Raw genomic sequence first — 25,126 nt, 5'->3', positions numbered from 1 at the left:
TCGAAATTGACTGCCATTTACGCCTTTTATCCCGCCAGCGCAATCAGCTATTAGGGTGAGGTGTGCGCGTTGTCATTAGTAACCTAACTGTCTATACTCGGCCACCGACCGCCAAGGGCTTTTGGGCTTGCTTTCATTGGGGGTCGCACTCCCTGGGTGGTGCTTACCTGACCAGTCGCACTCCCCAACAACTTTGCCCTGATTGTTAGGGGCTCTTCAGTGTGAAAAAAAGCCGTGAATAGCCAACGACCTGTAAACCTAGACCTAAGGACCATCAAACTCCCCATCACCGGCGTTACGTCGTTCCTGCACCGTGTTTCCGGCATCATCCTGTTCCTGGGCTTGGGCATCATGCTTTATGCATTGAGCAAATCCCTGGGTTCCGAGGAAGGATACGCCGAGGTGAAGGCATGCTTGACCAGCCCGCTGGCCAAGTTCGTAGCATGGGGCCTCCTGTCCTCTCTTCTGTATCACCTGGTAGCCGGTGTGCGCCACTTGATCATGGACATGGGCATCGGTGAGACGCTGGAAGGCGGCCGCCTGGGCTCGAAAATCATCGTCGCCATTTCCGTGGTGCTGATCGTTCTGGCAGGAGTTTGGATATGGTAACCAGCGTAACGAATCTGTCGCGTTCGGGCCTCTATGACTGGATGGCACAGCGTGTGTCTGCGGTCGTTCTCGCGGCTTATTTCATTTTCCTGATCGGATACCTCGTCGCAAACCCGGGCATCGGCTATGAGCAATGGCACGGCCTGTTTTCCCACAATGCGATGCGAATCTTCAGTCTGCTGGCCCTTGTAGCCCTGGGCGCTCACGCCTGGGTTGGCATGTGGACCATCGCGACTGACTACCTGACGCCGATGGCGCTGGGCAAGTCCGCGACTGCAGTACGTTTCCTCTTCCAGGCAGTATGCGGCGTTGCGATGTTCGCTTACTTCGTCTGGGGTGTGCAGATTCTTTGGGGTATCTGATTCATGGCTAACATTCCAACTATTTCATTCGACGCCATCATTATTGGTGGCGGCGGTGCGGGCATGCGCGCTGCGCTGCAGCTGGCCCAGGGCGGTCACAAGACTGCCGTGATCACCAAGGTGTTCCCGACGCGCTCGCACACCGTATCGGCCCAGGGTGGCATCACCTGCGCCATCGCCTCCGCCGACCCGAACGATGACTGGCGCTGGCACATGTACGATACCGTCAAGGGTTCCGACTACATCGGTGACCAGGACGCTATCGAATACATGTGTCAGGAAGGCCCGGCCGCGGTGTTCGAGCTGGACCACATGGGTCTGCCGTTCTCCCGTACCGAGCAAGGCCGTATCTACCAGCGTCCATTCGGCGGCCAGTCGAAGGACTACGGTAAAGGCGGGCAGGCTGCCCGTACCTGCGCTGCGTCCGACCGTACCGGTCACGCGCTGCTGCATACCCTTTACCAAGGCAACCTGAAAGCCGGTACCACGTTCCTGAACGAGTACTACGCGGTAGACCTGGTCAAGAACGCACAAGGCGAGTTCGTCGGTGTGATCGCCATCTGCATCGAAACTGGTGAAACCACCTACATCCGCGCCAAGGCTACTGTGCTGGCGACCGGTGGTGCAGGTCGTATCTACGCGTCGACCACTAATGCCCTGATCAACACCGGTGACGGCGTCGGCATGGCCCTGCGTGCTGGCGTACCGGTACAAGACATCGAAATGTGGCAGTTCCACCCGACCGGCATCGCCGGCGCCGGTGTACTGGTGACCGAAGGTTGCCGTGGTGAAGGTGGTTACCTGATCAACAAGCACGGCGAGCGTTTCATGGAGCGTTATGCTCCGAACGCCAAAGACTTGGCTGGCCGCGACGTTGTGGCTCGTTCGATGGTTAAAGAGATCATCGCCGGTAACGGCTGTGGCCCGAATGGCGACCACGTACTGCTCAAGCTCGATCACCTGGGCGAAGAAGTGCTGCACAGCCGCCTGCCTGGTATCTGCGAGCTGTCCAAGACCTTTGCCCACGTTGACCCGGTAGTTGCTCCGGTTCCGGTGGTTCCAACTTGCCACTATATGATGGGCGGCGTGCCGACCAACATTCACGGCCAGGCAATCACCCAGAACGCCGAAGGCGAGGACGAGATCATCCATGGTCTGTTCGCGGTAGGCGAAGTGGCTTGCGTATCGGTTCACGGTGCCAACCGCCTGGGCGGCAACTCGCTGCTTGACCTGGTGGTATTCGGTCGCGCGGCCGGCCTGCACTTGGAAAAAGCGCTGACTGACGGCATCGAATACGATGACGCCACCGACGCCAACATCGAAGCTGCCCTGGCGCGTCTGAACGCTCTGAACGAGCGCACTGATGGCGAAGACGTAGCAACCCTGCGTCGCGAGCTGCAAAGCTGCATGCAGAACTACTTCGGTGTGTTCCGTACCGGCGAATACATGCAGAAGGGCATCGCCCAGTTGGCTGACCTGCGCACGCGCATCGCCAACGTCAAGATCAACGATAAGAGCCAGGCGTTCAACACCGCTCGTATCGAAGCCCTTGAACTGCAAAACCTGCTGGAAGTGGCTGAAGCGACGGCGATCGCCGCCGAGGTTCGTAAAGAATCCCGTGGTGCTCACGCTCGTGAAGACTTCGAAGATCGCGACGACGAAAACTGGTTGTGCCACACCCTGTACTTCCCGGGTGACAAGCGCGTAACCAAGCGTGCCGTGAACTTCTCGCCGAAGACGGTACCGACGTTTGAACCGAAGATTCGGACTTACTAAGGGTGGCTGCCATGTTGAAAGTCAGTGTTTATCGCTACAACCCTGATCAGGACGCTGCGCCGTTCATGCAGGAGTTCCAGGTCGATACCGGTGGTAAAGACCTGATGGTGCTGGATGTACTGGCACTGATCAAAGAGCAGGACGAGGGTTTCTCCTATCGTCGCTCTTGCCGTGAAGGTGTGTGCGGTTCCGACGGCATGAACATCAACGGCAAAAACGGCCTGGCGTGCATCACGCCGCTGTCCGCCGTGGTCAAAGGCAACAAGCTGATCGTTCGTCCGCTGCCAGGTTTGCCGGTTATCCGTGACCTGGTCGTCGATATGAGCATCTTCTACAAGCAATACGAGAAAGTTAAGCCGTTCCTGCAGAACGACACGCCGGCTCCGGCCATCGAGCGTCTGCAGTCCCCGGAAGAACGTGAAAAGCTCGATGGCCTGTACGAGTGCATCCTGTGCGCTTGCTGCTCGACATCCTGCCCGTCCTTCTGGTGGAACCCGGACAAGTTCCTGGGTCCAGCTGCGCTGCTGCAAGCCTACCGCTTCCTGGCAGACAGCCGCGACACCAAGACGTCCGAGCGTCTGGCTTCGCTGGATGACCCGTTCAGCGTATTCCGCTGCCGCGGGATCATGAACTGCGTCAACGTATGTCCTAAAGGCCTGAACCCGACTAAGGCCATTGGTCACATCCGTAACATGCTGCTGCAGAGCGGCGTGTAACTGACGTTGTAGTAAAAGCAGGACCGTTGTGCCCGTAAATGCTACGGCGCAGGCTTCAACCGGCGCCGTAGTTTTAACTTGAGCAGCGACTTACAAAGCCGCGGCTCTTATTTTGAAGAAATGAGACAAGCAGGGGCATTCGGGTTGGTACCCGAACTATCAGCGTGATCCTAAGTGGCTTGTTTTGGTCGCTGCACTTGGCCTTTTGCAAGCAGACTCGGTGTTTTCGCCGGTGGTGTCCCCAAATCGAGGGTGACCAAGCATGCAAGAAAGCGTGATGCAGCGCATGTGGAACAGCGGCTATCTTTCAGGTGGTAACGCTGCCTATGTGGAAGAGCTTTATGAGCTCTACCTGCACGACCCTAACGCTGTGCCAGAAGAATGGCGCACCAAATTTCAGACGTTGTCTTCAGACGGCAACGCTGCCACCGATGTATCGCACGCAACAATTCGCGATCAGTTCGTGCTGCTGGCAAAGAACCAGCGCCGCGCCCAACCGGTTTCCGCCGGCAGCGTGAGCAGTGAGCACGAGAAGAAGCAAGTTGAAGTACTGCGACTGATCCAGGCCTACCGTATGCGTGGCCACCAGGCAGCCCAGCTTGACCCGCTGGGGCTGTGGCAGCGTCCTGCACCTGCAGACCTGTCGATCAATCATTACGGCTTGACCAATGCCGATCTTGATACGACCTTCCGTGCCGGCGACCTGTTCATCGGCAAAGAGGAAGCGAGCCTACGCGAAATTCACGAAGCGTTGCAGCAGACATATTGCCGCACCATCGGCGCTGAATTCACGCACATCACTGATTCCGAGCAGCGCCAGTGGTTCCAGCACCGCCTGGAAGGCGTGCGTGGCCGTCCGGTATTGTCCGCCGATGTGCGCGGCCACCTGCTGGAGCGTGTGACCGCGGCCGAAGGCCTCGAAAAATACCTGGGCACCAAATACCCAGGCACCAAGCGTTTCGGCCTGGAAGGCGGCGAAAGCCTGATTCCGATGCTCGACGAGCTGATCCAGCGTTCCGGTTCCTATGGCACCAAGGAAATCGTGATCGGCATGGCTCACCGTGGTCGCCTGAACGTGTTGGTCAACACCTTCGGCAAGAACCCGCGTGAGCTGTTCGACGAGTTCGAAGGCAAGAAGAAGGTCGAGTTGGGTTCCGGTGACGTTAAATACCACCAGGGCTTCTCGTCCAACGTGATGACCACCGGCGGTGAAGTTCACCTGGCCATGGCATTCAACCCCTCCCACCTGGAAATCGTTTCGCCAGTGGTCGAGGGTTCGGTGCGTGCTCGCCAGGATCGTCGTAACGACGCCACCGGTGAGAAAGTGCTGCCGATTTCCATCCACGGTGACGCGGCATTTGCCGGTCAAGGCGTGGTCCTGGAAACGTTCCAGATGTCGCAGACTCGCGGCTTCAAGACCGGCGGTACCGTTCACATCGTCATCAACAACCAGGTGGGCTTCACCATCAGCAACCCGTTGGATGCGCGCTCCACCGAGTACGCCACCGACGTTGCCAAGATGATCCAGGCGCCGATCCTCCATGTGAATGGCGATGATCCGGAAGCCGTGCTGTTCGTGACCCAACTGGCTGTCGACTACCGCATGCAGTTCAAGCGTGACGTGGTCATCGACCTGGTTTGCTACCGCCGTCGCGGTCACAACGAAGCGGACGAGCCAAGCGGCACCCAGCCGTTGATGTACCAGCAGATCACCAAGCAGCGCACCACCCGTGAGCTGTACGCCGAAAGCCTGACCAAGGCCGGCGTGGTTGACGATGCGCGTGTTCAGGCGAAAGTCGACGAATACCGCAACGCGCTGGACAACGGCCTGCATGTAGTGAAAAGCCTGGTCAAGGAGCCGAACAAAGAGCTGTTCGTTGACTGGCGCCCATACCTGGGTCACACCTGGACTGCCCGTCACGATACCTCGTTCGATTTGAAGACGTTGCAGGAACTGTCCGCCAAGCTGTTGGAAATTCCCGAAGGCTTCGTCGTACAGCGCCAGGTTGCGAAGATCTACGAAGACCGTCAGAAGATGCAAGCCGGCGGCCTGCCGATCAACTGGGGTTACGCCGAAACCATGGCGTACGCGACCCTGGCGTTCGAAGGTCACCCGATCCGCATGACCGGCCAGGACATCGGCCGCGGTACGTTCTCGCACCGTCATGCTGTATTGCACAACCAGAAAGACGCGGGCACCTACATCCCGTTGCAGAACCTTTACGAAGGCCAGCCACGTTTCGACCTGTACGATTCGTTCCTGTCCGAAGAAGCCGTACTGGCGTTCGAATACGGTTACTCGACCACCACGCCGAACGCGCTGGTGATCTGGGAAGCCCAGTTCGGCGACTTCGCCAACGGTGCCCAGGTGGTTATCGACCAGTTCATCACCAGCGGCGAGCACAAGTGGGGCCGTCTGTGCGGTCTGACCATGCTGCTGCCACACGGTTATGAAGGTCAGGGCCCGGAGCACTCCTCGGCCCGTCTGGAGCGTTACCTGCAACTGTGCGCCGAGCACAACATTCAGGTGTGCGTGCCGACGACCCCGGCCCAGATCTACCACTTGCTGCGCCGCCAGGTGATCCGTCCGCTGCGCAAGCCGCTGGTGGTGCTGACGCCGAAGTCGCTGTTGCGTCACAAACTGGCCGTTTCGACCCTGGAAGATCTGGCCCAAGGTTCGTTCCAGACCGTGATTCCAGAGATCGATACGCTGGACGCCGCCAAGGTCACTCGCCTGATCCTGTGCAGCGGCAAGGTCTACTACGATCTGCTGGAAAAACGCCGTGCCGAAGGCCGCGAAGACATCGCCATCGTGCGTATCGAGCAGCTTTATCCGTTCCCGGAAGATGACCTCATGGAGATCATCGCGCCTTACACCAACCTCACGAACGTAGTGTGGTGTCAGGAAGAACCGATGAACCAGGGCGCCTGGTACAGCAGCCAGCATCATCTGCGTCGCAGCATCGGCAACCACAACAAGGCCTTGGTCCTTGAGTACGCCGGTCGTGATGCTTCTGCTGCACCTGCCTGTGGTTATGCGTCGATGCACGCCGAGCAGCAGGAAAAACTGCTGCAAGATGCTTTCACTGTTTAACGCCTTCGCGCTGACTGAAACCGAATTTTAAGGACCTACAGATAATGGCTATCGAAATCAAAGCCCCGTCATTCCCGGAATCGGTTGCCGATGGCACCGTTGCCACCTGGCACAAGAAACCAGGTGAGGCCGTCAAGCGTGACGACCTGATCGTCGACATCGAGACTGACAAAGTCGTTCTGGAAGTATTGGCCGAAGCTGACGGCGTGCTGGGCGCGATCGTTGCTGAAGAGGGCGCTACCGTTCTGTCGAACCAGGTACTGGGCTCGATCGAAGAGGGCAGCGCTGCTGCAGCGCCTGCTCCTGCCGCTGCTGCACCGGCTGCTTCGGCGCCTGCCGCTGCACCGGCAGCCGGTGGCGAAGATCCAATCGCTGCCCCGGCTGCGCGTCAACTGGCTGAAGAAAACGGCATCAACCTGGCTTCCATCAAGGGCACCGGCAAAGATGGCCGTGTGACCAAGGAAGACGTGGTTGCCGCAGTTGAAGCCAAGAAGAACGCTCCGGCTGCCGCACCTGCCAAGGCTGCAGCGCCTGCTGCCGCTGCGCCTGTGTTTGCCGCTGGCGACCGCACCGAGAAGCGCGTACCGATGACTCGCGTACGTGCCACCGTGGCCAAGCGCCTGGTTGAAGCTCAGTCGAACATGGCGATGCTGACCACCTTCAACGAAGTCGACATGACCGAAGTCATGGCCCTGCGTTCGAAGTACAAGGACCTGTTCGAGAAGTCCCACAACGGCGTGCGCCTGGGCTTCATGTCGTTCTTCGTGAAAGCGGCCACCGAAGCGCTGAAGCGCTTCCCGGCAGTCAACGCTTCCATCGACGGCGGCGACATCGTTTACCACGGCTACGCAGATATCGGCGTTGCCGTCTCCAGCGACCGTGGCCTGGTGGTTCCAGTCCTGCGTAACGCCGAGCTGATGAGCCTGGCCGAAATCGAAGGCGGCATCGCTGGCTTCGGCAAGAAAGCCCGTGACGGCAAGCTGACCATCGACGAGATGACCGGCGGTACCTTCACCATCACCAACGGTGGTACCTTCGGTTCGATGATGTCGACGCCGATCGTCAACCCACCGCAAGCCGCGATCCTGGGCATGCACAACATCATCCAGCGTCCGATGGCCATCAACGGCCAGGTCGTGATCCGCCCAATGATGTACCTGGCATTGTCTTACGATCACCGCCTGATCGACGGTAAAGAAGCCGTGACGTTCCTGGTGACCATCAAGAACCTGCTGGAAGACCCTGCTCGCCTGCTCCTGGACATCTGATAGAAGCAGTCGCACGTTGCGAGCTACAAGCTGTAGGAAAAAGCAGCTTGGCTTGCAACGTGTGGCTAGAAGCTTGTCGCAAATAGAGGATCTATTTTCATGACACAGAAATTTGACGTTGTAGTGATTGGTGCAGGCCCTGGCGGCTATGTTGCCGCCATCAAGGCTGCGCAACTGGGCCTCTCCACTGCTTGCATCGAAAAATACACCGACAAGGAAGGCAAACTGGCGCTGGGCGGTACTTGCCTGAACGTGGGTTGCATTCCGTCCAAGGCGCTGCTGGACAGCTCCTGGAAATTCCACGAAGCCCAAGACGGCTTCGCGATCCACGGCATCAACCATGCTGGCGTGACCATGGACGTACCAGCAATGGTCGGCCGTAAAGCCAACATCGTCAAAGGCCTGACTTCCGGCGTTGCGACCTTGTTCAAGGCCAACGGCGTTACTTCGATTCAAGGCCACGGCAAGCTGCTGGCCGGCAAGAAAGTTGAAGTCACCAAGCCAGACGGTTCGGTTGAAGTCATCGAAGCCGAAAACGTGATCCTGGCGCCAGGTTCGCGTCCAATCGACATTCCGCCTGCTCCTGTTGATAACAACGTGATCGTTGATTCGACCGGCGCCCTGGAATTCCAGGCTGTGCCTAAGCGCCTGGGCGTGATCGGCGCTGGCGTCATCGGTCTGGAGCTGGGCTCGGTATGGTCGCGCCTTGGCGCTGAAGTCACCGTGCTGGAAGCCCTGGACACGTTCCTGCTGGCGGCTGACACTGCAGTCTCCAAGGAAGCGCTGAAAACCCTGACCAAACAAGGTCTGGACATCAAGCTTGGCGCCCGTGTTACCGGTTCCAAGGTCAACGGCGAAGAAGTCGTGGTGACCTACACCGATAAAGACGGCGAGCAGACCATCACCTTCGACAAGCTGATCGTTGCCGTTGGTCGCCGCCCAGTGACCAATGACCTGTTGGCTTCCGACAGCGGCGTGAACATCGACGAGCGTGGTTTCATCCACGTTGACGATCATTGCGCTACCACCGTGCCTGGCGTCTATGCCATTGGCGACGTGGTTCGTGGCATGATGCTGGCCCACAAGGCTTCCGAAGAGGGCATCATGGTTGTTGAGCGCATCAAGGGTCACAAGACCCAGATGAACTACGACCTGATCCCATCGGTTATCTACACCCACCCGGAAATTGCATGGGTCGGCAAGAACGAACAGCAGTTGAAAGCTGAAGGCGTTGAAGTTAACGTCGGCACCTTCCCGTTTGCCGCTTCTGGCCGTGCCATGGCAGCCAACGACACCAGTGGTTTTGTCAAAGTCATCGCTGATGCCAAGACTGACCGCGTTTTGGGCGTCCACGTGATTGGCCCAAGCGCTGCAGAACTGGTTCAGCAAGGCGCGATCGGCATGGAATTCGGCACCAGTGCCGAGGACTTGGGCATGATGGTCTTCTCCCATCCGACCCTGTCCGAAGCGTTGCACGAAGCAGCGTTGGCAGTGAATGGCGGCGCCATCCACATCGCCAACCGCAAGAAGCGCTAAGCGAGATAATAAGAAACCACGGCGGAGTTGCCCGTCGTGAGCCTTGCGCGCAAGACTCACCGCGGAATATCCGCTGGACGCAGCCTTGCGCAGCTTTACGGGCCATAAGCCCCGCAAGTTGCGCAAGCAGCAGTCACAGGTGGCGCGGCACTCATAATGAGCGCAGCGCCGAATGCGCAGTACCTAACGAAGACGGTAAAAAGCATGAATCTTCACGAGTATCAGGGTAAGCAGCTGTTCGCTGAATACGGCCTGCCAGTTTCCAAGGGCTACGCAGTAGACACCCCGGAAGCAGCAGCAGAAGCTTGCGACAAAATCGGCGGCAGCGAGTGGGTTGTCAAAGCCCAGGTCCACGCCGGTGGTCGCGGTAAAGCGGGCGGCGTCAAGCTGGTTCGCAGCAAAGAAGACGCCAAGGCCTTCGCACAGCAGTGGCTGGGCAAGCGTCTGGTGACTTACCAGACTGATGCCAATGGCCAACCAGTCACCAAGATCCTGGTTGAATCGTGCACTGATATCGCTAAAGAGCTGTACCTGGGCGCTGTCGTTGACCGTTCGAGCCGTCGCATCGTGTTCATGGCTTCCACCGAAGGTGGCGTGGACATCGAGAAAATCGCTCACGAAACCCCAGAAAAAATTCTGAAGGCCACTATCGATCCACTGGTTGGCGCTCAGCCATTCCAGGGTCGCGAGCTGGCTTTCCAGCTGGGCCTGGAAGGCAAGCAAGTTGCCCAGTTCGCCAAGATCTTCGTAGGTCTGGCCAAACTGTTCCAGGATCACGATCTGGCCCTGCTGGAAGTGAACCCGCTGGTGATCAAGGCTGACGGCGATCTGCACTGCCTCGATGCCAAGATCAACATCGACGCCAACGCCATGTACCGTCAGCCTAAGCTGAAGACTTTCCACGATCCGTCGCAAGACGATCCGCGCGAAGCGCACGCTGCCAAGTTCGAACTGAACTACGTAGCCCTGGAAGGTAACATCGGCTGCATGGTCAACGGTGCCGGCCTGGCCATGGGTACCATGGACATCGTCAACCTGCATGGCGGCAAGCCAGCCAACTTCCTCGACGTAGGTGGTGGCGCTACCAAGGAACGCGTTACCGAAGCGTTCAAGATCATCCTGTCCGACTCCAACGTCGCCGCAGTACTGGTCAACATCTTCGGCGGCATCGTTCGTTGCGACATGATTGCCGAAGGCATCATCGGTGCAGTGAAAGAAGTCGGCGTTAAAATCCCGGTTGTTGTTCGCCTTGAAGGTAACAACGCTGAACTGGGCGCTAAAGTACTGGCAGAAAGCGGTTTGAACATCATCGCGGCTACCAGCCTGACCGACGCTGCTCAACAAGTTGTCAAAGCTGCGGAGGGCAAGTAATGAGCGTCCTGATCAATAAAGACACCAAAGTTATCTGCCAGGGTATTACCGGTTCGCAAGGTAGTTTCCACACCCAGCAAGCCATCGAATACGGCACCCAGATGGTTGGCGGCGTAACACCAGGCAAAGGCGGCACCGAGCACCTGGGCCTGCCCGTGTTCAACACCGTGAAAGAAGCGGTAGAAGCCACTGGCGCCACTGCCAGCGTGATCTACGTTCCAGCTCCTTTCTGCAAGGACTCGATCCTGGAAGCGGCCTTCGGCGGCATCAAGCTGATCGTCTGCATCACCGAAGGCATTCCTACCCTGGACATGCTGGACGCTAAAGTTAAGTGCGACGAGCTGGGTGTAGTCCTGATCGGCCCTAACTGCCCAGGCGTGATCACCCCAGGCGAATGCAAGATCGGCATCATGCCAGGTCACATTCACTTGCCAGGTAAAGTCGGTATCGTTTCCCGTTCCGGCACCTTGACCTACGAAGCTGTAAAGCAGACCACTGACGCCGGTTTCGGTCAGTCGACTTGCGTCGGCATCGGCGGTGACCCGATCCCAGGCTCCAACTTCATCGACATCCTGAAGCTGTTCCAGGAAGACCCGAAGACCGAAGCGATCGTGATGATCGGTGAGATCGGCGGTTCGGCTGAAGAAGAAGCGGCTGCCTACATCAAGGCACACGTGACCAAGCCGGTTGTTTCCTACATCGCTGGTGTGACTGCCCCTGCGGGCAAGCGCATGGGCCATGCTGGCGCAATCATCTCTGGCGGCAAAGGCACTGCAGACGAGAAATTCGCTGCACTGCAAGACGCAGGCGTTAAAACCGTGCGTTCGCTGGCAGACATCGGCAAGGCCCTGGCCGAGCTGACCGGTTGGGCTGTCAAGTAAGCCTCGCGCTTAGCTGACGCTTCACCACACAAAGGCCACCTTCGGGTGGCCTTTGTGCATTCTGGATATAGCCAGATTGACGAATGTGCTCGGTTCAATGTCTGAGCTGGCTTGCCTGCGATACAGGCAACTGGGTGCATCAGCCAAACCGAGTCGATGCCATCGCAGGCAAGCCAGCTCCCACAGGGTTCTGTGTTGCCCAATTAAGTATGAAAACGCGACATTCAAATGTCGCTTATCGGACAGTTCGCCCCGCAACAGTGCGTTTGTCAGCCTGATTCTGTACTCTAGCCGCCTCTTTATGCGTCCGCGTCCCAAAAGGAAGCTGCGCGCTAGACCGGTCGGTCCCCACAAGGGCCGGCAGCATTTCCCTCATCCATAGGGAAGCCCTCTCTAAATTCCGATTCAGTAGTGTGGTATTTCCTCAAATGAAAGTGTTGAAAAGCCAGGATATCCTGGCGCTGGGCTTTATGACCTTTGCCCTGTTCGTGGGCGCCGGCAACATCATCTTCCCGCCTATCGTGGGTTTGCAGTCCGGGCCGCATGTGTGGATGGCGGCGCTGGGCTTCCTGATCACCGCAGTCGGTTTGCCGGTGGTCACCGTGATCGCCCTGGCCAAGGTCGGTGGTGGCATGGACGCGCTGAGCAGCCCAATTGGCAAGATTGCCGGTGGCCTGCTGGCGGCAGCGGCCTACCTGGCAGTGGGCCCGCTGTTTGCGACCCCACGCACCGCAACAGTATCGTTTGAAGTGGGCCTGGCGCCCTTGACCGGTGAAAGCCCGTTGGCGTTGTTCCTCTACAGCTCGGTGTATTTCCTGGTGGTGTTCTTTGTCTCCCTGTATCCAGGGCGACTGCTGGACACCGTGGGCCGTTTCCTGGCGCCGCTGAAGATCATCGCCCTGGCTATCCTCGGTATCGCTGCGTTTGCCTTGCCCGCCGGTGAGGTGGGGGTTGCCACGCCGGAATACGTTGCCGCGCCGTTCTCCCAAGGCTTTATCAATGGTTACCTGACCATGGATACCCTGGGCGCCCTGGTGTTCGGCATTGTGATCGTCAACGCTATCCGCTCCCGTGGCGTCGAGTCGCCCAAGCTGATCACCCGTTACGCGATCATTGCCGGGCTAATTGCCGGCGTGGGCCTGGCACTGGTGTACGTCAGCCTGTTCCGTCTGGGTTCGGGCAGCCATGCCGTGGCCGCGGGTGCCAGCAATGGCGCGGCGGTACTGCATGCCTATGTGCAATACACGTTCGGCTCCTTGGGTAGTGGTTTCCTCGCCGTGCTGATTTCCCTGGCATGCCTGGTGACCGCCGTGGGCCTGACCTGTGCCTGCGCCGAGTACTTCAGCAAGATCCTGCCGCTGTCCTACAAGACCCTGGTGGTGATCCTGGCACTGTTCTCGCTGTTTGTGTCCAACCTGGGCTTGACCAAACTCATTGCCTTCTCGATCCCGGTGCTGACCGCGATCTACCCGCCGTGCATCGTGTTGGTGGCCTTGAGCTTCTGCAAAGGGTTCTGGCAGGAACAGGGCCGTATCGTCGGCCCGGTGATGCTGGTGTCGTTCATCTTTGGCTGCATCGACGCGCTCAAGGGCGCGGGCCTGGCGGGTTGGATGCCTACACAGTTGGCCAACTTGCCGCTGAGCGAGCAAGGTTTGGCGTGGCTGGTACCATCGTTGATGACGCTGGTCGTGGCCGTGGTGATTGACCGTATGCTGGGCAAGCGCAGCGAAGCGATCGCTTAAAACCTCTGACTTATACGCTGCAATTAAAAAGCCCCGGATCAAATGATCCGGGGCTTTTTTTGTACGCAGTGCCAAGCCAGGCTGCCTGTTTCAGGGTATCGGGAACTTGCTCTTTGTCGAATCCACTCCCATGTTCCTCAAATATTCCTGGGCGGGCCTTAAATCGCTTTTTTTGGGTAGATAGTGTCCAGAGACATCGGAAAGGTGGAATTTCCCGAAGGCGTCTTTCCTTATATAGCCTGCGCTGACTACCTTTTCTGATTGGCCACTGCCAGCACCGATTTCCGCGATTGCAGGATGTGATAACCATTTTGGCGGTGCACTTTTGTCGATAGTACCGATGATCAGTTGGTTGTCTTGAGTGAAGACGAACTTGCTGACTGTATCGGGTTTCAATACAACCTTCAGGTCATCCGGCTTTGTGATGCGAACCAGTTCCGCTCGGGCCGCTCGGGGGTTCAATGCCGCTCCGGCCAGATGCAGCTCGGCGTTCAGGTCACGAGCCCTGGTATTGACCAGCACTGCAAGTGGTTTTCGAATGGGCGGCTCTATTCGCGAACTGCCGGAGGTGGTGGAGCTGCTTGCAGGCACTAGGTTTTCCGCCGAGGAGGCAGAATGAGGCTGCGGTAGGGGGGCTAGCGTTTGAGGTAGTTTGGCGCCTCCCGGCAAACCGGTTAGCACCCATTCGCCGTTCCCTTTGTTCAAAAGCGTAGCCACCCGACGCTTTGTCTCGGGGTTTATAACGTTTACAAATCCTGATTCGAATTTGAACGCTGGGCTTATTTGATAGACCCTGCTCACGTCTGAGTTATCGGTGTAACGGATCAACCATTTTTCACCGACTTGTTGTGGCCCGGTGGCGCTGAGCGGTTTTCCTGCCAGTAGCTGATTATCCAGTGCGTGCGCGGCGAGGTCCCCGCGGTTCTGTACAGGGTGGGCCGGGTTCGGCAATTGAGTCGGGATGCTTGAGGGGCGGCCGGCCGATATCGACGTACCCGGAACCGGTACGACGTGACCGCTTGGCGTACCGTTTGTACCTGCCGTGATTGTCAGTCGCTGTTGGAGCGTGCGCCCAGGGCTTCTGAACACTGGGCGCAACGGGGTCCTTTTGAGTAAAGGGATACCCGACGCAGCCATGGCGAAGTCGTTGTACACCGCCCCCCAGCGTCCCGGTTGGGTGAGGAGCTTGGGCAGGCTTTGTCCGGGTGTACGCAACGTTCTTAGCGCAGCCTTGGAGAGCCTGTTGGTGGCTGACATACCAGCGTTGACCGGGATGAGGCTTAGAACGAATTGGGCTATGTCTGCGGCGAACATTAATTTGTTGGCTGTGGATCGGGCCGATATCTCTGCGCTGGTTGTCATCCCAACCGACGCTCTCCCTCTGAGTAACCCCACCTCCTGCATGTACAGGTTTTCAGTGATGCTACCTTTGAACGGCTTCAGCCGGATGCCCGCTTCATGGTCGGCCGCGAATTTCTTGAGCCACGTGCCGAGCTGAGGCAAAAACAGGGTGTCGTGAATATTGTATCGATCAACAGGTGATACCCGCTGATCCATGTAGGACATCCACTCGGACGTGTTCAGCAGCGTGTTAAGTTGATCCTCGTCCACAATTTCTCTGAAAGGACGTCCGTCGGGAGCATCCGGGCTGTACAGCACCAGCGAGGGGTGGTTGGTCGGTTTGATGACCATCATGCCCTGGACGGGTTTGCCGTTCAGGACCACTCTATGCGAGACGATGGACGCACCATTCACGATTGGCCAGGTGGTGGAGTCGCTATGCTCAAGCGTCGCTTCGATCCATTGTTCGGCGATTTTTTGCCTGTTCAGATAGGCGTCGGGATCCAGGCTGGTGATGAACGCGTCCTTGGCCATCCTTGCCTTCAGATGGTTTTTCCACGCGTCGGGCAGCACCCTGGCTTCGTCGGAGGTGGCAGTGGGGCTGAGTTTGTCATCCAGTAGTTTGAGGTATTTGCCGCCCACATCGGTTTGGCTGATCAGGTCCTCGAGAAACGGCTTATCCAGGGTCAGCAGGTATTTTCCATTGGCACTTACGACGCGAGCGGCCCAGGTGCTCGTCGGCGAGCGTTCATGCCATGGCGTTGTGTTCATGAGCGTCAGGTCGGTAAGCGATCGGGTGTGGATCTTCGGCTTTGGTGCGTTTGCGGAACCTAAAAGGCCGCGATTGCTCGACTGCTGTGTGGTCATCTGAACCATCACGTGGTCAGGGTCTATTTCCTCGTGCCGGTAGCGGTCCGGCAGCTTGGCTTTCAACGCCTGGGCCAGCAACTGTTTGGCGAAAATGTTGGGGGCCGGGATGTTTGCCAATAGCGCTTGCAAGTGCGTAAGGCTTGTATCCTGTGCTTCCTCCAGCTCCCTATAGCTCGTTTCTTGTTGGGGAGTCAGTTCTTTAAGCCATTGTGGCTGCAGTTTGTTGTGCAGTTGCTCATTGCGTGCGAGCAGGGCATTACTGCCATCGAAATGCAGTGAAAGATCCGCTGCATCATTGATGGTTTCGACAGTTTGGGCAGAGAGCAACGACGGTGTGCGAGAGGAGCCAGCTTCGGCTTGCGCTTGGGCGAACCCGGCCTGCATGGTTTCATTGACCTCGTCAGCCTGTCGCTGCAACAACTGGGGAAAGGTTTGTGCCACTACGTCGCCGCAGACGGGGGCGAATCCCAGCATTAAATCATCACCCCACTGAGGGTTTCGACTGTGCTCTACCGACACCGGTAGACTTTTGAGTAGCAGGTTGGCCTTCTCGTCATCATTATCGATTCTCTGCATCAATGCTTCGCGGGCTTTGCCAGGGCTCGCGAACTCCTCGAAACCGTCCCCGGGGGTATAAAGCACTACAGGCCCGGTGGTGTCATCCAGCCCGATATTACGGGTGTCACTTGCGGTGTAAGGTGCCTCGGCCGACGAGCCGTCGCTGCGAGTGATAAGAAAACAACCGGCTAAAAATGCGCCGTTGGCGGAGTTGTCATCTATCCGGATCGGATACACCCCAGGCCGAACCCCTGCGGGAAGTTCGCGCTCGCGTGCTTCAAGGGTGGGGTACTGAAAGGCGGTGTCGATCAGCTTTTTGCCAGCCTCGCTGAGGGTTCCGTCTTCAACCCGCAGGGCTGCCTCGGTGGAAAGCATTTGCCGATGCAGGGCGAGCAGTTGGGCTGATCGTGATGGCTGCTTGGGGGAGCCTACGGGTGATCTTTTCCAGTAGCTACTGAGCGCGCCTGAAAAGCGGGTTGCGATATCGTGTGCAAGCGTCAGCAGGGAACCCTGATGCTCCAACCTGGTTTGGGGAGCACCCGCAGGTCCGTCAATGTAAAAGCCCGTTTGTATGTCGGCACTGTGCTCTTCAGTGTTGGGCGTGCCAGTGACGGCGTTTATGTGGACTTGCGCGACTTTTTCGAGCAATGCCTCCGATAAGATTTGCGTAGAAATCAGCACGGGCTCTGCCGGCGGCTGTTTTCGATAGGTGTTGACGTGGATAATGTTCGGGTCGATTGATGTGAGCTGGGGAAAGGCTTTTTTCAACTGAGCCTGGGTGAAGCGTTGGAATGTCATCTGGTGACTGAGTAAATCAATAATTTTCTGGTTGTACGCCTGATGCTGCTCAATCAATTGGGATTGCGCGGCGACTGCGTTCGGCCCTGTATCATTGGCAACGACTGGCTTTATGCCGGCTACTTGGATTTTGATCCGATCATCCGGGTCTAGTCCCAACGGCTTGGGCTGAGGGTGATGCGATAAAGGTGGGTGTTGCGTTGTCGATTCAGAGGCTGTGTCCACGGACAGTTGGATCGCTTGCGGCGCAGGTGTTTGGCTGACAGAGAGAGACGTTGAGCGCATTTAACATCCTAAGGATAGATATGCAGTTCCTTCCGCCTGAGAAATGATCGAGGCTTCGTGCCTTGTGGCCAACTAAGTGATTGGTGGCGTCCTATTGGTTCCGAGGCCGAACTCATGTACATCTGGAAACAGGAATTCTCATAAAAGACAGGTAGTACGGTCGGGGTTTTGATATTTGTTGCACAACTCACCGGGCTCACATTTAGAAGGACCCGCATGTCGTTCGTCGAAACCAATCAAGTCCACCTGCTTGCCGCTCTTTGGTTCATCCTCTGCTGGGGCGGCTACACCCGTTACGCAACGTGGAAGGCTCGGGACACGGCCTGCCTGGCCAGCGTGTTGCACCTGTACCGTGAAGACTGGATGCGCCGCATGCTGCTGCGCGACAACCGTATCGCCGACGCCAGCGTGATCGGCAACCTGGAGCGTAATGCCTCGTTCTTTGCCTCCAGTACCTTGATCATCCTTGCGGGTATCCTGACCGTGCTCGGTGCTTCGGAGCGGGCGGTGTCGTTGCTGGCAGACATTCCGATGGTGCAGCAGGCGTCCCAGGGCATGTCGGAGGTCAAGTTGCTGTGCCTGGCCCTGGTATTCGTCTATGCGTTTTTTACTTTCAGCTGGTGCATGCGTCAGTACAACTTCGCGGCGGTGCTGGTGGGCTCGGCGCCGATGATTGGTGAACGACATGTGTCGGAGCAGGAGCGCAATGCATTTGCCTTGCGGGCGGCGCGGGTGATTTCGATGGCGGCCAACCAGTTCAACTTTGGCCTGCGTGCGTATTACTTCGGCATGACCATGCTGGCCTGGTTTGTCAGCCCCTGGTTGTTCATGTTGATGAGCAGCGGGGTGGTGCTGGTGCTGTACCGCCGCGAGTTCCATTCCGATGTATTGCAGGTGATGGTGTATACCCCGACCGATATGCCAGCAGTCGACGCTGTAAAAGAGGGCGCATCGTAGCGCTGGCAGTAAATCGCAGACAAAGAAAAGCCCGCTTGGTCAGCGGGCTTTCTTTTTGCTGCAATACAGCTTCAAACCCTGCGATTACTGCTTGGCAGGTTCTGCAGGTGCGGCAGGTGCAGCTTCTTTTGCAGCAGCTTCGTTCGATTCGGCCTGAGCTTTGGCAGCTTCGGCGTTTTCTTTCGCAGCGTCGTTCACTTTATCCTGTGCTTTAGCCATATCTTGCTGAGCTTGCTCAGCATGTGCAGCAGCGTCTTGGGCTTTGTCTTCGGATTTCTTGTCGCAGGCAGCCAGACCGAGAGCAGCGGCCAGCATCATGGAAATAGCTAATGTCTTACGCATGGGGTGTTTCTCCTTATTGAAGATATCTACTGGCCTTTCGAACCCAAGGGGCCAGCATTAGTTCCTTATGTCCCACAGATATATAGCATGTTTCGTACAGGAACTTTACCCAGTCATTCCAATCCGCCGAATTCACACTAATAAGAGTCTAAAAACAATGACCGTAAACCCTTTGTTGGAGCGTGCCGTGCGCTTCGTTTCGGCCCTGCGCCATTGCCAGGTGCTGGGTGTGGCGGTGCATGAAGCCAGCGAGGAGGGCATGACCCTCGTACTGCCTTATGGGCCGCATATTGTCGGTGATCCCCTGACCGGGGTGATCCACGGCGGCGCGCTGACCTCCTTGATGGACACCGCTTGCGGCATGGCGACCCTGTGCGTATTGCCCGAGTTCGAGGTGTGCCCCACCCTGGACCTGCGTATCGACTACATGCATCCCGCCGAACCCCATAAGCCGGTGTATGGCTTCGCGCAATGCTACCGGGTCACCACCGACGTGATCTTCACCCGTGGCGTTGCCTATCAGGATGACCCGCAACAACCTATCGCCCATGTGGTAGGCACGTTCATGCGCATGGGCAAGCGCCTCAAAGGCACTCAAGGCTTGGGCACTGTCATCAAGGGAGAACAGGCATGACGCATCGGTTCAAGACGCGCCTGGAGCAAGCCCTCGACCGTGGCAACTACGATGCGCTGCTCGAGCTGGTGCCCTATGCCAGGCTGATCGGCATCGAATGCACCCGCCTGGGGGATGAGTTGCTGTTTCGCCTGCCGGCCAGCAAGGGCAATATTGGTAACCCCATATTGCCAGCGTTGCATGGCGGGGTGATCGCCGGCTTCATGGAGCTGGCAGCGGCCATGCACCTGCTGGTGTTCACTGGCGCTCCGGGCCTGCCGAAAATCATCGACTTCTCCCTGGATTACCTGCGCGCCGGCCAGTTTCGGGACACCTATGCCAAGTGTCAGGTATGGCGCCAGGGCCGGCGCGTGGCCAACGTGGCGATTACCGCTTGGCAGAGCACGCCGGCCGAACCGATTGCCACTGCCCGGGCACATTTCAAAATTGAGGAATTGGTCCGCCCTTGAAATCCTGGTCTTAGTCCCCAACTTTGATGACAACCCGCCGCCAACCCTCAAGGGCGCGGCCACTGCCATCCAATTGGAGTTTGATGACCATGAGTGTGGAAACTCAAAAGGAAACCCTGGGCTTCCAGACCGAGGTGAAGCAACTGCTGCACCTCATGATCCATTCGCTGTATTCCAACAAGGAAATTTTCCTTCGCGAATTGATCTCGAACGCCTCTGACGCTGTCGATAAATTACGTTTCGAAGCCCTGTCCAAGCCCGAGTTGCTGGAAGGCGGCGCGGAACTCAAGATCCGTGTGAGCTACGACAAAGACGCCAAGACCGTCACTCTCGAAGACAACGGTATCGGCATGAGCCGTGACGATGCGATCACCCACCTGGGGACCATCGCCAAGTCCGGCACCGCAGATTTCATGAAGAACCTGTCGGGCGACCAGAAAAAAGACTCTCACCTGATCGGCCAATTCGGCGTGGGCTTCTATTCGGCCTTCATCGTCGCCGACAAGGTTGAAGTATTCAGCCGCCGCGCCGGCCTTGACGCCAGCGAAGGCGTGCACTGGGCTTCCAAAGGCGAGGGCGAATTTGAAATCGCCACTATCGACAAGGCTGACCGCGGCACCCGCATCGTGCTGCACTTGAAAGCCGGTGAAGACGAATTCGCCGATGGCTGGCGTCTGCGCAACATCATCAAGAAGTACTCCGACCACATCGCGTTGCCGATCGAGTTGCCCAAGGAACAGACCGTTGCCGAAGGCGAAGAAGCCCCTGCGGTGGAGTGGGAAACTGTCAACCGCGCCAGTGCCCTGTGGACCCGTCCGCGTACCGAGATCAAGGACGAGGAATACCAGGAGTTCTACAAGCACATTGGGCACGACTACGAGAACCCGCTGAGCTGGAGCCACAACAAGGTTGAAGGCAAGCTCGAATACAGCTCGCTGCTCTACGTACCGGCCCGTGCTCCGTTCGACCTGTACCAGCGCGAGGCGCCAAAAGGCCTGAAGCTGTACGTGCAGCGCGTGTTCGTAATGGACCAGGCGGAATCCTTCCTGCCGCTGTACCTGCGCTTTATCAAAGGTGTGGTCGACTCCAACGACCTGTCGCTGAACGTGTCGCGGGAAATCCTGCAGAAAGACCCGATCATCGACTCCATGAAGTCGGCGCTCACCAAGCGCGTACTCGACATGCTGGAAAAGCTGGCGAAGAACGAGCCTGAGCAATACAAGAGCTTCTGGAAAAACTTCGGCCAGGTCATGAAAGAAGGCCCGGCGGAAGATTTTGCCAACAAGGAAAAAATCGCCGGTTTGCTGCGTTTTGCCTCGACTCAAGGCGAAGACGGCGAGCAGGTTGTGTCCCTGGCTGACTACCTGGCACGTGCCAAGGAAGGTCAGGACAAGATCTACTACCTGACCGGCGAAACCTACGCCCAGGTCAAGAACAGCCCGCACCTGGAAGTCTTCCGCAAGAAAGGCATCGAAGTGCTGCTGCTGACCGACCGTATCGATGAGTGGCTGATGAGCTACCTCACCGAGTTCGACGGCAAAACCTTCGTCGACGTGGCCCGTGGTGACCTGGACCTGGGTAACCTGGACTCCGAAGAAGAGAAGAAAGAAGCCGAAGAAGTCGCCAAGTCCAAAGAGGGCCTGGTTGAGCGCATCAAGGCTTCCCTGGGTGAAGCGGTGAGTGAAGTGCGGGTTTCCCACCGCCTGACCGATTCCCCGGCGATCCTGGCCATCGGCGAGCAGGACCTGGGCATGCAGATGCGCCAGATCCTGGAAGCCAGCGGCCAGAAAGTGCCGGATTCCAAGCCCATCTTCGAATTCAACCCGTCTCACCCGCTGATCGAGAAACTCGATGGCGAGCAGAGCGAAGAGCGGTTTGGTGACCTGTCGCACATCCTCTTCGACCAGGCCGCCCTGGCAGCCGGCGACAGCTTGAAGGACCCGGCCGCGTATGTGCGCCGACTGAACAAGCTGTTGGTTGAATTGTCGGTTTAACACCGTTGTAGAAAAACCCGCTTCGGCGGGTTTTTTCGTTCTGGCTCTACTGTAGGAGCGAGCTTGCTCGCGAAGAACGTCAACGATAACGCGCAAATGCTGAATGAGCGCGGTGATCTCACGTTTTTCGCGAGCAAGAACTAGGCTTCACCCTCGCTCCTACAGGGAGCATCGTCAATCCATCTGAATTGGAGAAAATGATGAGCCAAGTCACTGTACGTTCCGTGGTCTATCAGATTGATGGCCAGTCTTATGAAAGCCGTCTGGCATTCGATGCCAGCCACAAGGGCCCGTTGCCGGGACTGCTGATGGCGCCGAACTGGATGGGCGTAAGTGCGGGGGCCGAAGAGATTGCGAAGGCCGTTGCCGGCAAAGGCTACGTGGTGCTGATTGCCGACCTCTACGGGCAAAACGTACGTCCTTCAAATGGCGATGAAGCGGGCGCGGCGATGATGCCGTTGAAGAATGATCGCCCGTTGCTGAACAAGCGCATGCAAGCCGCCTTCGAGCAATTGCAAGGCCAGGTTGAAGCCGCGGTGGACACGTCCAAACTGGCCACCTTCGGCTTCTGCTTTGGCGGTTGCTGCTCCCTGGAACTGGCCCGTACCGGCGCGCCGCTGAAGGCTGCCGTGTCGTTCCATGGCACTCTGGATACACCGAACCCCGCAGACGCGAAGAATATCAAGGGTTCAGTGCTGGTGCTGCATGGCGCCTCGGACCCGTTGGTGCCCAAAGAGCAACTGCCAGCGTTCGAAGATGAAATGAACGCGGCGGGTGTGGATTGGCAGTTGCTCAGCTACGGCGGCGCGGTGCATTCCTTCACCGACCCCCATGCCAATGTGCCGGGCAAGATGATGTACGACGCCAAGACCGCCGCACGGGCTTTCCAGTCGATGCATAACTTGTTGGATGAAGTGTTCAAGGGCTGATTTCTCAGCGCCTGATCGGACGCCATCGCAGGCAAGCCAGCTCCTACATTCTAAAATGTGTATACCCATCAAATGTGGGAGCTGGCTTGCCTGCGATAGCTATTTCACAGGCAGCTCGATTCTTTCTGACTCCCCCGGCACAGTCGGCCAATCCCCAGCCGCCCAACGCTGTCTCGCCTGCTCGATCACAGCCGGGTCGCTCGCCACAAAATTCCAGTTGATCCGCCGTGGCCCATCCAGCGGTGCCCCGCCACATACCATCAGGTGGCAATCACTCTCGGCATACAGAGTCATCTCCTGCCCAGTCGGCAATACCACCAAGCTGTTGACCTCCAGGGCTTCACCGTCCAATTGCACCTCACCCTCCAGCACATACACCGCGCGTTCCTCATGTTCATCAGGAATCAACAGGGTGGTGGCGGTTTGCATCTGTACCTCGGCATACAGCGTCGGCGACAGCACCGGCACCGGTGATCTGAGGCAAAAACCATCACCGGCGATCAAACGCACCTGCACGCCGAGGTTATCGCTTATCGGCAAACTTGCGGCTGGGTGATGGCTGTAGTGTCCGGGCCCGGTCTCGTGGTCCTTGGGCGAGGCCAGCCACACCTGCAGGCCATGCAGGTTGAAACCCCTGGCCTTGACCGCTTCAGGTGTGCGCTCGACGTGGGCAATCGCGCTGCCGGCGGTCATCCAGCTGACATCGCCGGCTTGCACCACCTGGTCCGAGCCAAGGCTGTCCTTGTGCTGCAAGGTGCCTTCAAACAGGTAGGTGAGGGTGGACAGGCCGATGTGGGGATGCTGGCGGATATTCATGCCGTTACCCGGTGCGTAGCGGGTCGGCAGCATATGATCGAAAAATACAAAGGGACCGACGCTGCGGCATTCACGTGAGGGCAGGGGCCGCAGGATAGGCTGGCCTTCTACATCTTCGGGGCGAGGGCGAATCACGGTGAGGGTGGTCATGGGCATCCCAGTCTGAGCGGGTTGGATGCTTTGAGCATAACCCGCTCGATGGGAAGTTGGGGCTATTGGCTGAAGGCGCCTTCCGACAATTTCGTCTCGATAGTGACTTCGGCGGTGGTCATCAGCTTATGTACCGGGCACTTATCGGCCACGCGATGCAGTTCATCGCGCTGGGCGTCGGTGAGTACGCCCTTGAGGGTCAGCTTGACGTTGAGTTTGTATTTACCCTTTTGCTCTTCGTCGCTGTCGTGAGTGACCTCCACGGTCACGCCGGTCAGCGGGATATCTTTTTTCTGCGCGTAGAGCCTTACGGTCAAGGCTTTGCACGACGCCAGCGCAGCATCGAAATAATCGTGGGGGGAGGGCGCCGAATCGTCACCGCCCAGGCTCTTGGGCAGGTCGGTAAACAGCTCGTGATTATTGATATTCACGCTGTGACGGAAGTTTTCAGCGTTCAGCGTATTAACGGTAACAGGCATGGCAAACCTCATAAGGGCGCAGGATGAAGGTCATGCAGTTATAGAGCATGCTGGCACCCCAGTGTTCCGGTTTTTTCCATGCTGAACCCTGAAGGCTGGCGCAAGGTCTACCCGTATCAACCCTTATTGAGGTTTTACCGTGTCTGGAGCCCGCCTGAGTCTTGCCTTGTTGCTCGCCGCCAGCAGCCTTGTCGTGCAGGCCCGTGACTATGCCTACAGCGACGCGCACCTGCACTACGTGGATTTTTTCCAGGAAACCGCCGGCATGGACAAGCTGCTCAAGGCCATGGCGGACAACCGTATTGAGCACGTCATGATTTCCGGGATTCCCGTGGCCAAGAAATGGCACGAAGACGAGCCCAAGCGCCCGCGCTACTACGCCGGTGACGACGCCGATGCCTATTGGTACAGCGCCACGGATGTGATCGTCGCGGCGGCGGTCAATAAACTTTCCCCCGAGCAACGCCAGCACTTTCATCCCTTCCTCGCCGGTTTCAATCCCAACGACAAAAACTCCGCCGCCCACATCCAGCGTATGCTCGACCTCAACCCAGGGCTGTGGCAGGGCATCGGTGAAGTGTTCACCCGGCACGATGACATTACCGCCCTGACCTCCGGTGACACCCCGCGCGCCAATAACGAAGCCATGACGCGCATCTATCACCTGGCGGCCGAAAACGACCTGCCGGTGATGCTGCACTCCAACATCACCTCCAAACGTGAGCGCAACCCGCTGTACCTGGCGGAAGTCGAGCAGCCGTTACGCAATCACCCGCACACGCGTTTTATCTGGGCCCATGCCGGTACCAGCAAGGAAATTCACCGTCATCAGGTGCAGATGGACTTTTTGTTGCCTACCCTGACGCGCCTGCTTGAGGCGTACCCCAACCTGTATATCGACCTGTCCTGGAGCATGCTCACGCCCTATCTGCTGGATGACGCCGGCAAGCCACGGTCGCAATGGGTTGCGCTGGTGGAGCGCTTCCCGGATCGCTTCATGCTCGGCTCCGATGTTGTGGGGCGCTTCAATAAGTTGGGCAAGGAGATGCGCCGTTTCGATCCTTTCCTCGATGCGTTGCCCGAAGACGTTGCCCACAAGGTTGCGCGCGACAACTTCCTCGCCATCCTGCCCAAGCCGCATCGCGATGGCGACGCGCCTTGATATCGCG

General features: G+C 57.9%; 20 protein-coding genes. 16 read left to right on the top strand and 4 right to left on the bottom strand.

What is annotated here, in order from left to right:
• The first annotated feature begins 234 nt into the window (after positions 1 to 234).
• From sdhC to brnQ, 10 genes are all read left to right on the top strand, one after another.
• Positions 235 to 609 (top strand): succinate dehydrogenase, cytochrome b556 subunit, encoded by a 375-nt coding sequence (gene sdhC / locus BT204_RS20750; protein WP_014717729.1) that lies wholly within the window; start codon positions 235 to 237, stop codon positions 607 to 609.
• Positions 603 to 971 (top strand): succinate dehydrogenase, hydrophobic membrane anchor protein, encoded by a 369-nt coding sequence (gene sdhD / locus BT204_RS20745; protein ID WP_003172805.1) that lies wholly within the window; start codon positions 603 to 605, stop codon positions 969 to 971. Before sdhC ends, sdhD begins: the two co-directional genes overlap by 7 nt.
• Positions 972 to 974: 3 nt before the next feature.
• Positions 975 to 2,747, top strand: coding sequence for a succinate dehydrogenase flavoprotein subunit (gene sdhA / locus BT204_RS20740; RefSeq protein ID WP_054920095.1), 1,773 nt, complete (start codon positions 975 to 977; stop codon positions 2,745 to 2,747).
• 11 nt (positions 2,748 to 2,758) lie between these two features.
• Positions 2,759 to 3,463: a succinate dehydrogenase iron-sulfur subunit gene (locus tag BT204_RS20735; protein ID WP_003172807.1), complete on the top strand. Its 705-nt coding sequence runs from the start codon at positions 2,759 to 2,761 to the stop codon at positions 3,461 to 3,463.
• A gap of 262 nt (positions 3,464 to 3,725) precedes the next feature.
• On the top strand, positions 3,726 to 6,557 hold the full coding sequence (locus BT204_RS20730; RefSeq protein WP_034127191.1) for a 2-oxoglutarate dehydrogenase E1 component: 2,832 nt from the start codon (positions 3,726 to 3,728) through the stop codon (positions 6,555 to 6,557).
• 44 nt (positions 6,558 to 6,601) lie between these two features.
• Positions 6,602 to 7,825 carry a 2-oxoglutarate dehydrogenase complex dihydrolipoyllysine-residue succinyltransferase gene (odhB, locus tag BT204_RS20725; protein WP_034127192.1) on the top strand — a complete coding sequence of 408 codons (1,224 nt, stop codon included), beginning with the start codon at positions 6,602 to 6,604 and terminating at the stop codon, positions 7,823 to 7,825.
• 99 nt (positions 7,826 to 7,924) lie between these two features.
• Complete coding sequence (gene lpdA, locus BT204_RS20720) at positions 7,925 to 9,361, top strand: dihydrolipoyl dehydrogenase (protein ID WP_072448141.1); 1,437 nt, start codon at positions 7,925 to 7,927, stop codon at positions 9,359 to 9,361.
• Between the two features lie 204 nt (positions 9,362 to 9,565).
• The gene (sucC, locus tag BT204_RS20715; RefSeq protein ID WP_003190011.1) at positions 9,566 to 10,732 is read left to right on the top strand and encodes an ADP-forming succinate--CoA ligase subunit beta; all 1,167 of its coding nucleotides are present in this window, start codon (positions 9,566 to 9,568) and stop codon (positions 10,730 to 10,732) included.
• Positions 10,732 to 11,613 (top strand): succinate--CoA ligase subunit alpha, encoded by an 882-nt coding sequence (gene sucD, locus BT204_RS20710; RefSeq protein WP_003190013.1) that lies wholly within the window; start codon positions 10,732 to 10,734, stop codon positions 11,611 to 11,613. Before sucC ends, sucD begins: the two co-directional genes overlap by 1 nt.
• A gap of 428 nt (positions 11,614 to 12,041) precedes the next feature.
• The gene (brnQ, locus tag BT204_RS20705) at positions 12,042 to 13,355 is read left to right on the top strand and encodes a branched-chain amino acid transport system II carrier protein (RefSeq protein ID WP_054920086.1); all 1,314 of its coding nucleotides are present in this window, start codon (positions 12,042 to 12,044) and stop codon (positions 13,353 to 13,355) included.
• A gap of 90 nt (positions 13,356 to 13,445) precedes the next feature.
• On the opposite strand, the gene BT204_RS20700 is transcribed toward brnQ, so the two are convergent.
• The gene (locus BT204_RS20700) at positions 13,446 to 17,207 is read right to left on the bottom strand and encodes a dermonecrotic toxin domain-containing protein (protein WP_072448139.1); all 3,762 of its coding nucleotides are present in this window, start codon (positions 17,205 to 17,207) and stop codon (positions 13,446 to 13,448) included.
• Between the two features lie 216 nt (positions 17,208 to 17,423).
• Between BT204_RS20700 and BT204_RS20695 the strand changes: the two genes are divergently transcribed.
• Entirely contained in the window at positions 17,424 to 18,164 is a 741-nt protein-coding gene (locus BT204_RS20695; RefSeq protein WP_034127195.1) for a DUF599 domain-containing protein, read from the top strand.
• Between the two features lie 84 nt (positions 18,165 to 18,248).
• On the opposite strand, the gene BT204_RS20690 is transcribed toward BT204_RS20695, so the two are convergent.
• Complete coding sequence (locus tag BT204_RS20690) at positions 18,249 to 18,506, bottom strand: hypothetical protein (protein ID WP_034127196.1); 258 nt, start codon at positions 18,504 to 18,506, stop codon at positions 18,249 to 18,251.
• A 157-nt stretch (positions 18,507 to 18,663) separates the two neighbouring features.
• Between BT204_RS20690 and BT204_RS20685 the strand changes: the two genes are divergently transcribed.
• The 4 genes from BT204_RS20685 to BT204_RS20670 all read left to right on the top strand — a co-directional run bounded on the left by BT204_RS20685 (position 18,664) and on the right by BT204_RS20670 (position 22,512).
• Positions 18,664 to 19,140 (top strand): PaaI family thioesterase, encoded by a 477-nt coding sequence (locus BT204_RS20685; protein WP_014717736.1) that lies wholly within the window; start codon positions 18,664 to 18,666, stop codon positions 19,138 to 19,140.
• On the top strand, positions 19,137 to 19,589 hold the full coding sequence (locus BT204_RS20680) for a PaaI family thioesterase (protein ID WP_072448137.1): 453 nt from the start codon (positions 19,137 to 19,139) through the stop codon (positions 19,587 to 19,589). The genes BT204_RS20685 and BT204_RS20680 overlap by 4 nt, the downstream gene beginning before the upstream one ends.
• 89 nt (positions 19,590 to 19,678) lie before the next feature.
• The gene (gene htpG / locus BT204_RS20675; RefSeq protein ID WP_014717738.1) at positions 19,679 to 21,583 is read left to right on the top strand and encodes a molecular chaperone HtpG; all 1,905 of its coding nucleotides are present in this window, start codon (positions 19,679 to 19,681) and stop codon (positions 21,581 to 21,583) included.
• A 200-nt stretch (positions 21,584 to 21,783) separates the two neighbouring features.
• Entirely contained in the window at positions 21,784 to 22,512 is a 729-nt protein-coding gene (locus tag BT204_RS20670) for a dienelactone hydrolase family protein (RefSeq protein ID WP_054898384.1), read from the top strand.
• Between the two features lie 99 nt (positions 22,513 to 22,611).
• On the opposite strand, the gene BT204_RS20665 is transcribed toward BT204_RS20670, so the two are convergent.
• On the bottom strand, positions 22,612 to 23,478 hold the full coding sequence (locus BT204_RS20665; protein ID WP_072448135.1) for a pirin family protein: 867 nt from the start codon (positions 23,476 to 23,478) through the stop codon (positions 22,612 to 22,614).
• A gap of 62 nt (positions 23,479 to 23,540) precedes the next feature.
• Entirely contained in the window at positions 23,541 to 23,957 is a 417-nt protein-coding gene (locus tag BT204_RS20660; protein ID WP_034127200.1) for an OsmC family protein, read from the bottom strand.
• Between the two features lie 139 nt (positions 23,958 to 24,096).
• On the opposite strand from BT204_RS20660, the gene BT204_RS20655 reads away from it, so the two are divergent.
• Positions 24,097 to 25,119, top strand: coding sequence for an amidohydrolase family protein (locus BT204_RS20655; RefSeq protein WP_072448133.1), 1,023 nt, complete (start codon positions 24,097 to 24,099; stop codon positions 25,117 to 25,119).
• Positions 25,120 to 25,126: the final 7 nt, after the last annotated feature.

Origin of the sequence: Pseudomonas sp. NFPP02, assembly GCF_900119355.1 — a bacterium.
GTDB lineage: Bacteria > Pseudomonadota > Gammaproteobacteria > Pseudomonadales > Pseudomonadaceae > Aquipseudomonas > Aquipseudomonas paracarnis.
The sequence above is the reverse complement of the archived record's forward strand: the minus strand, read 5'-3'. Positions and strand labels throughout refer to the sequence as shown.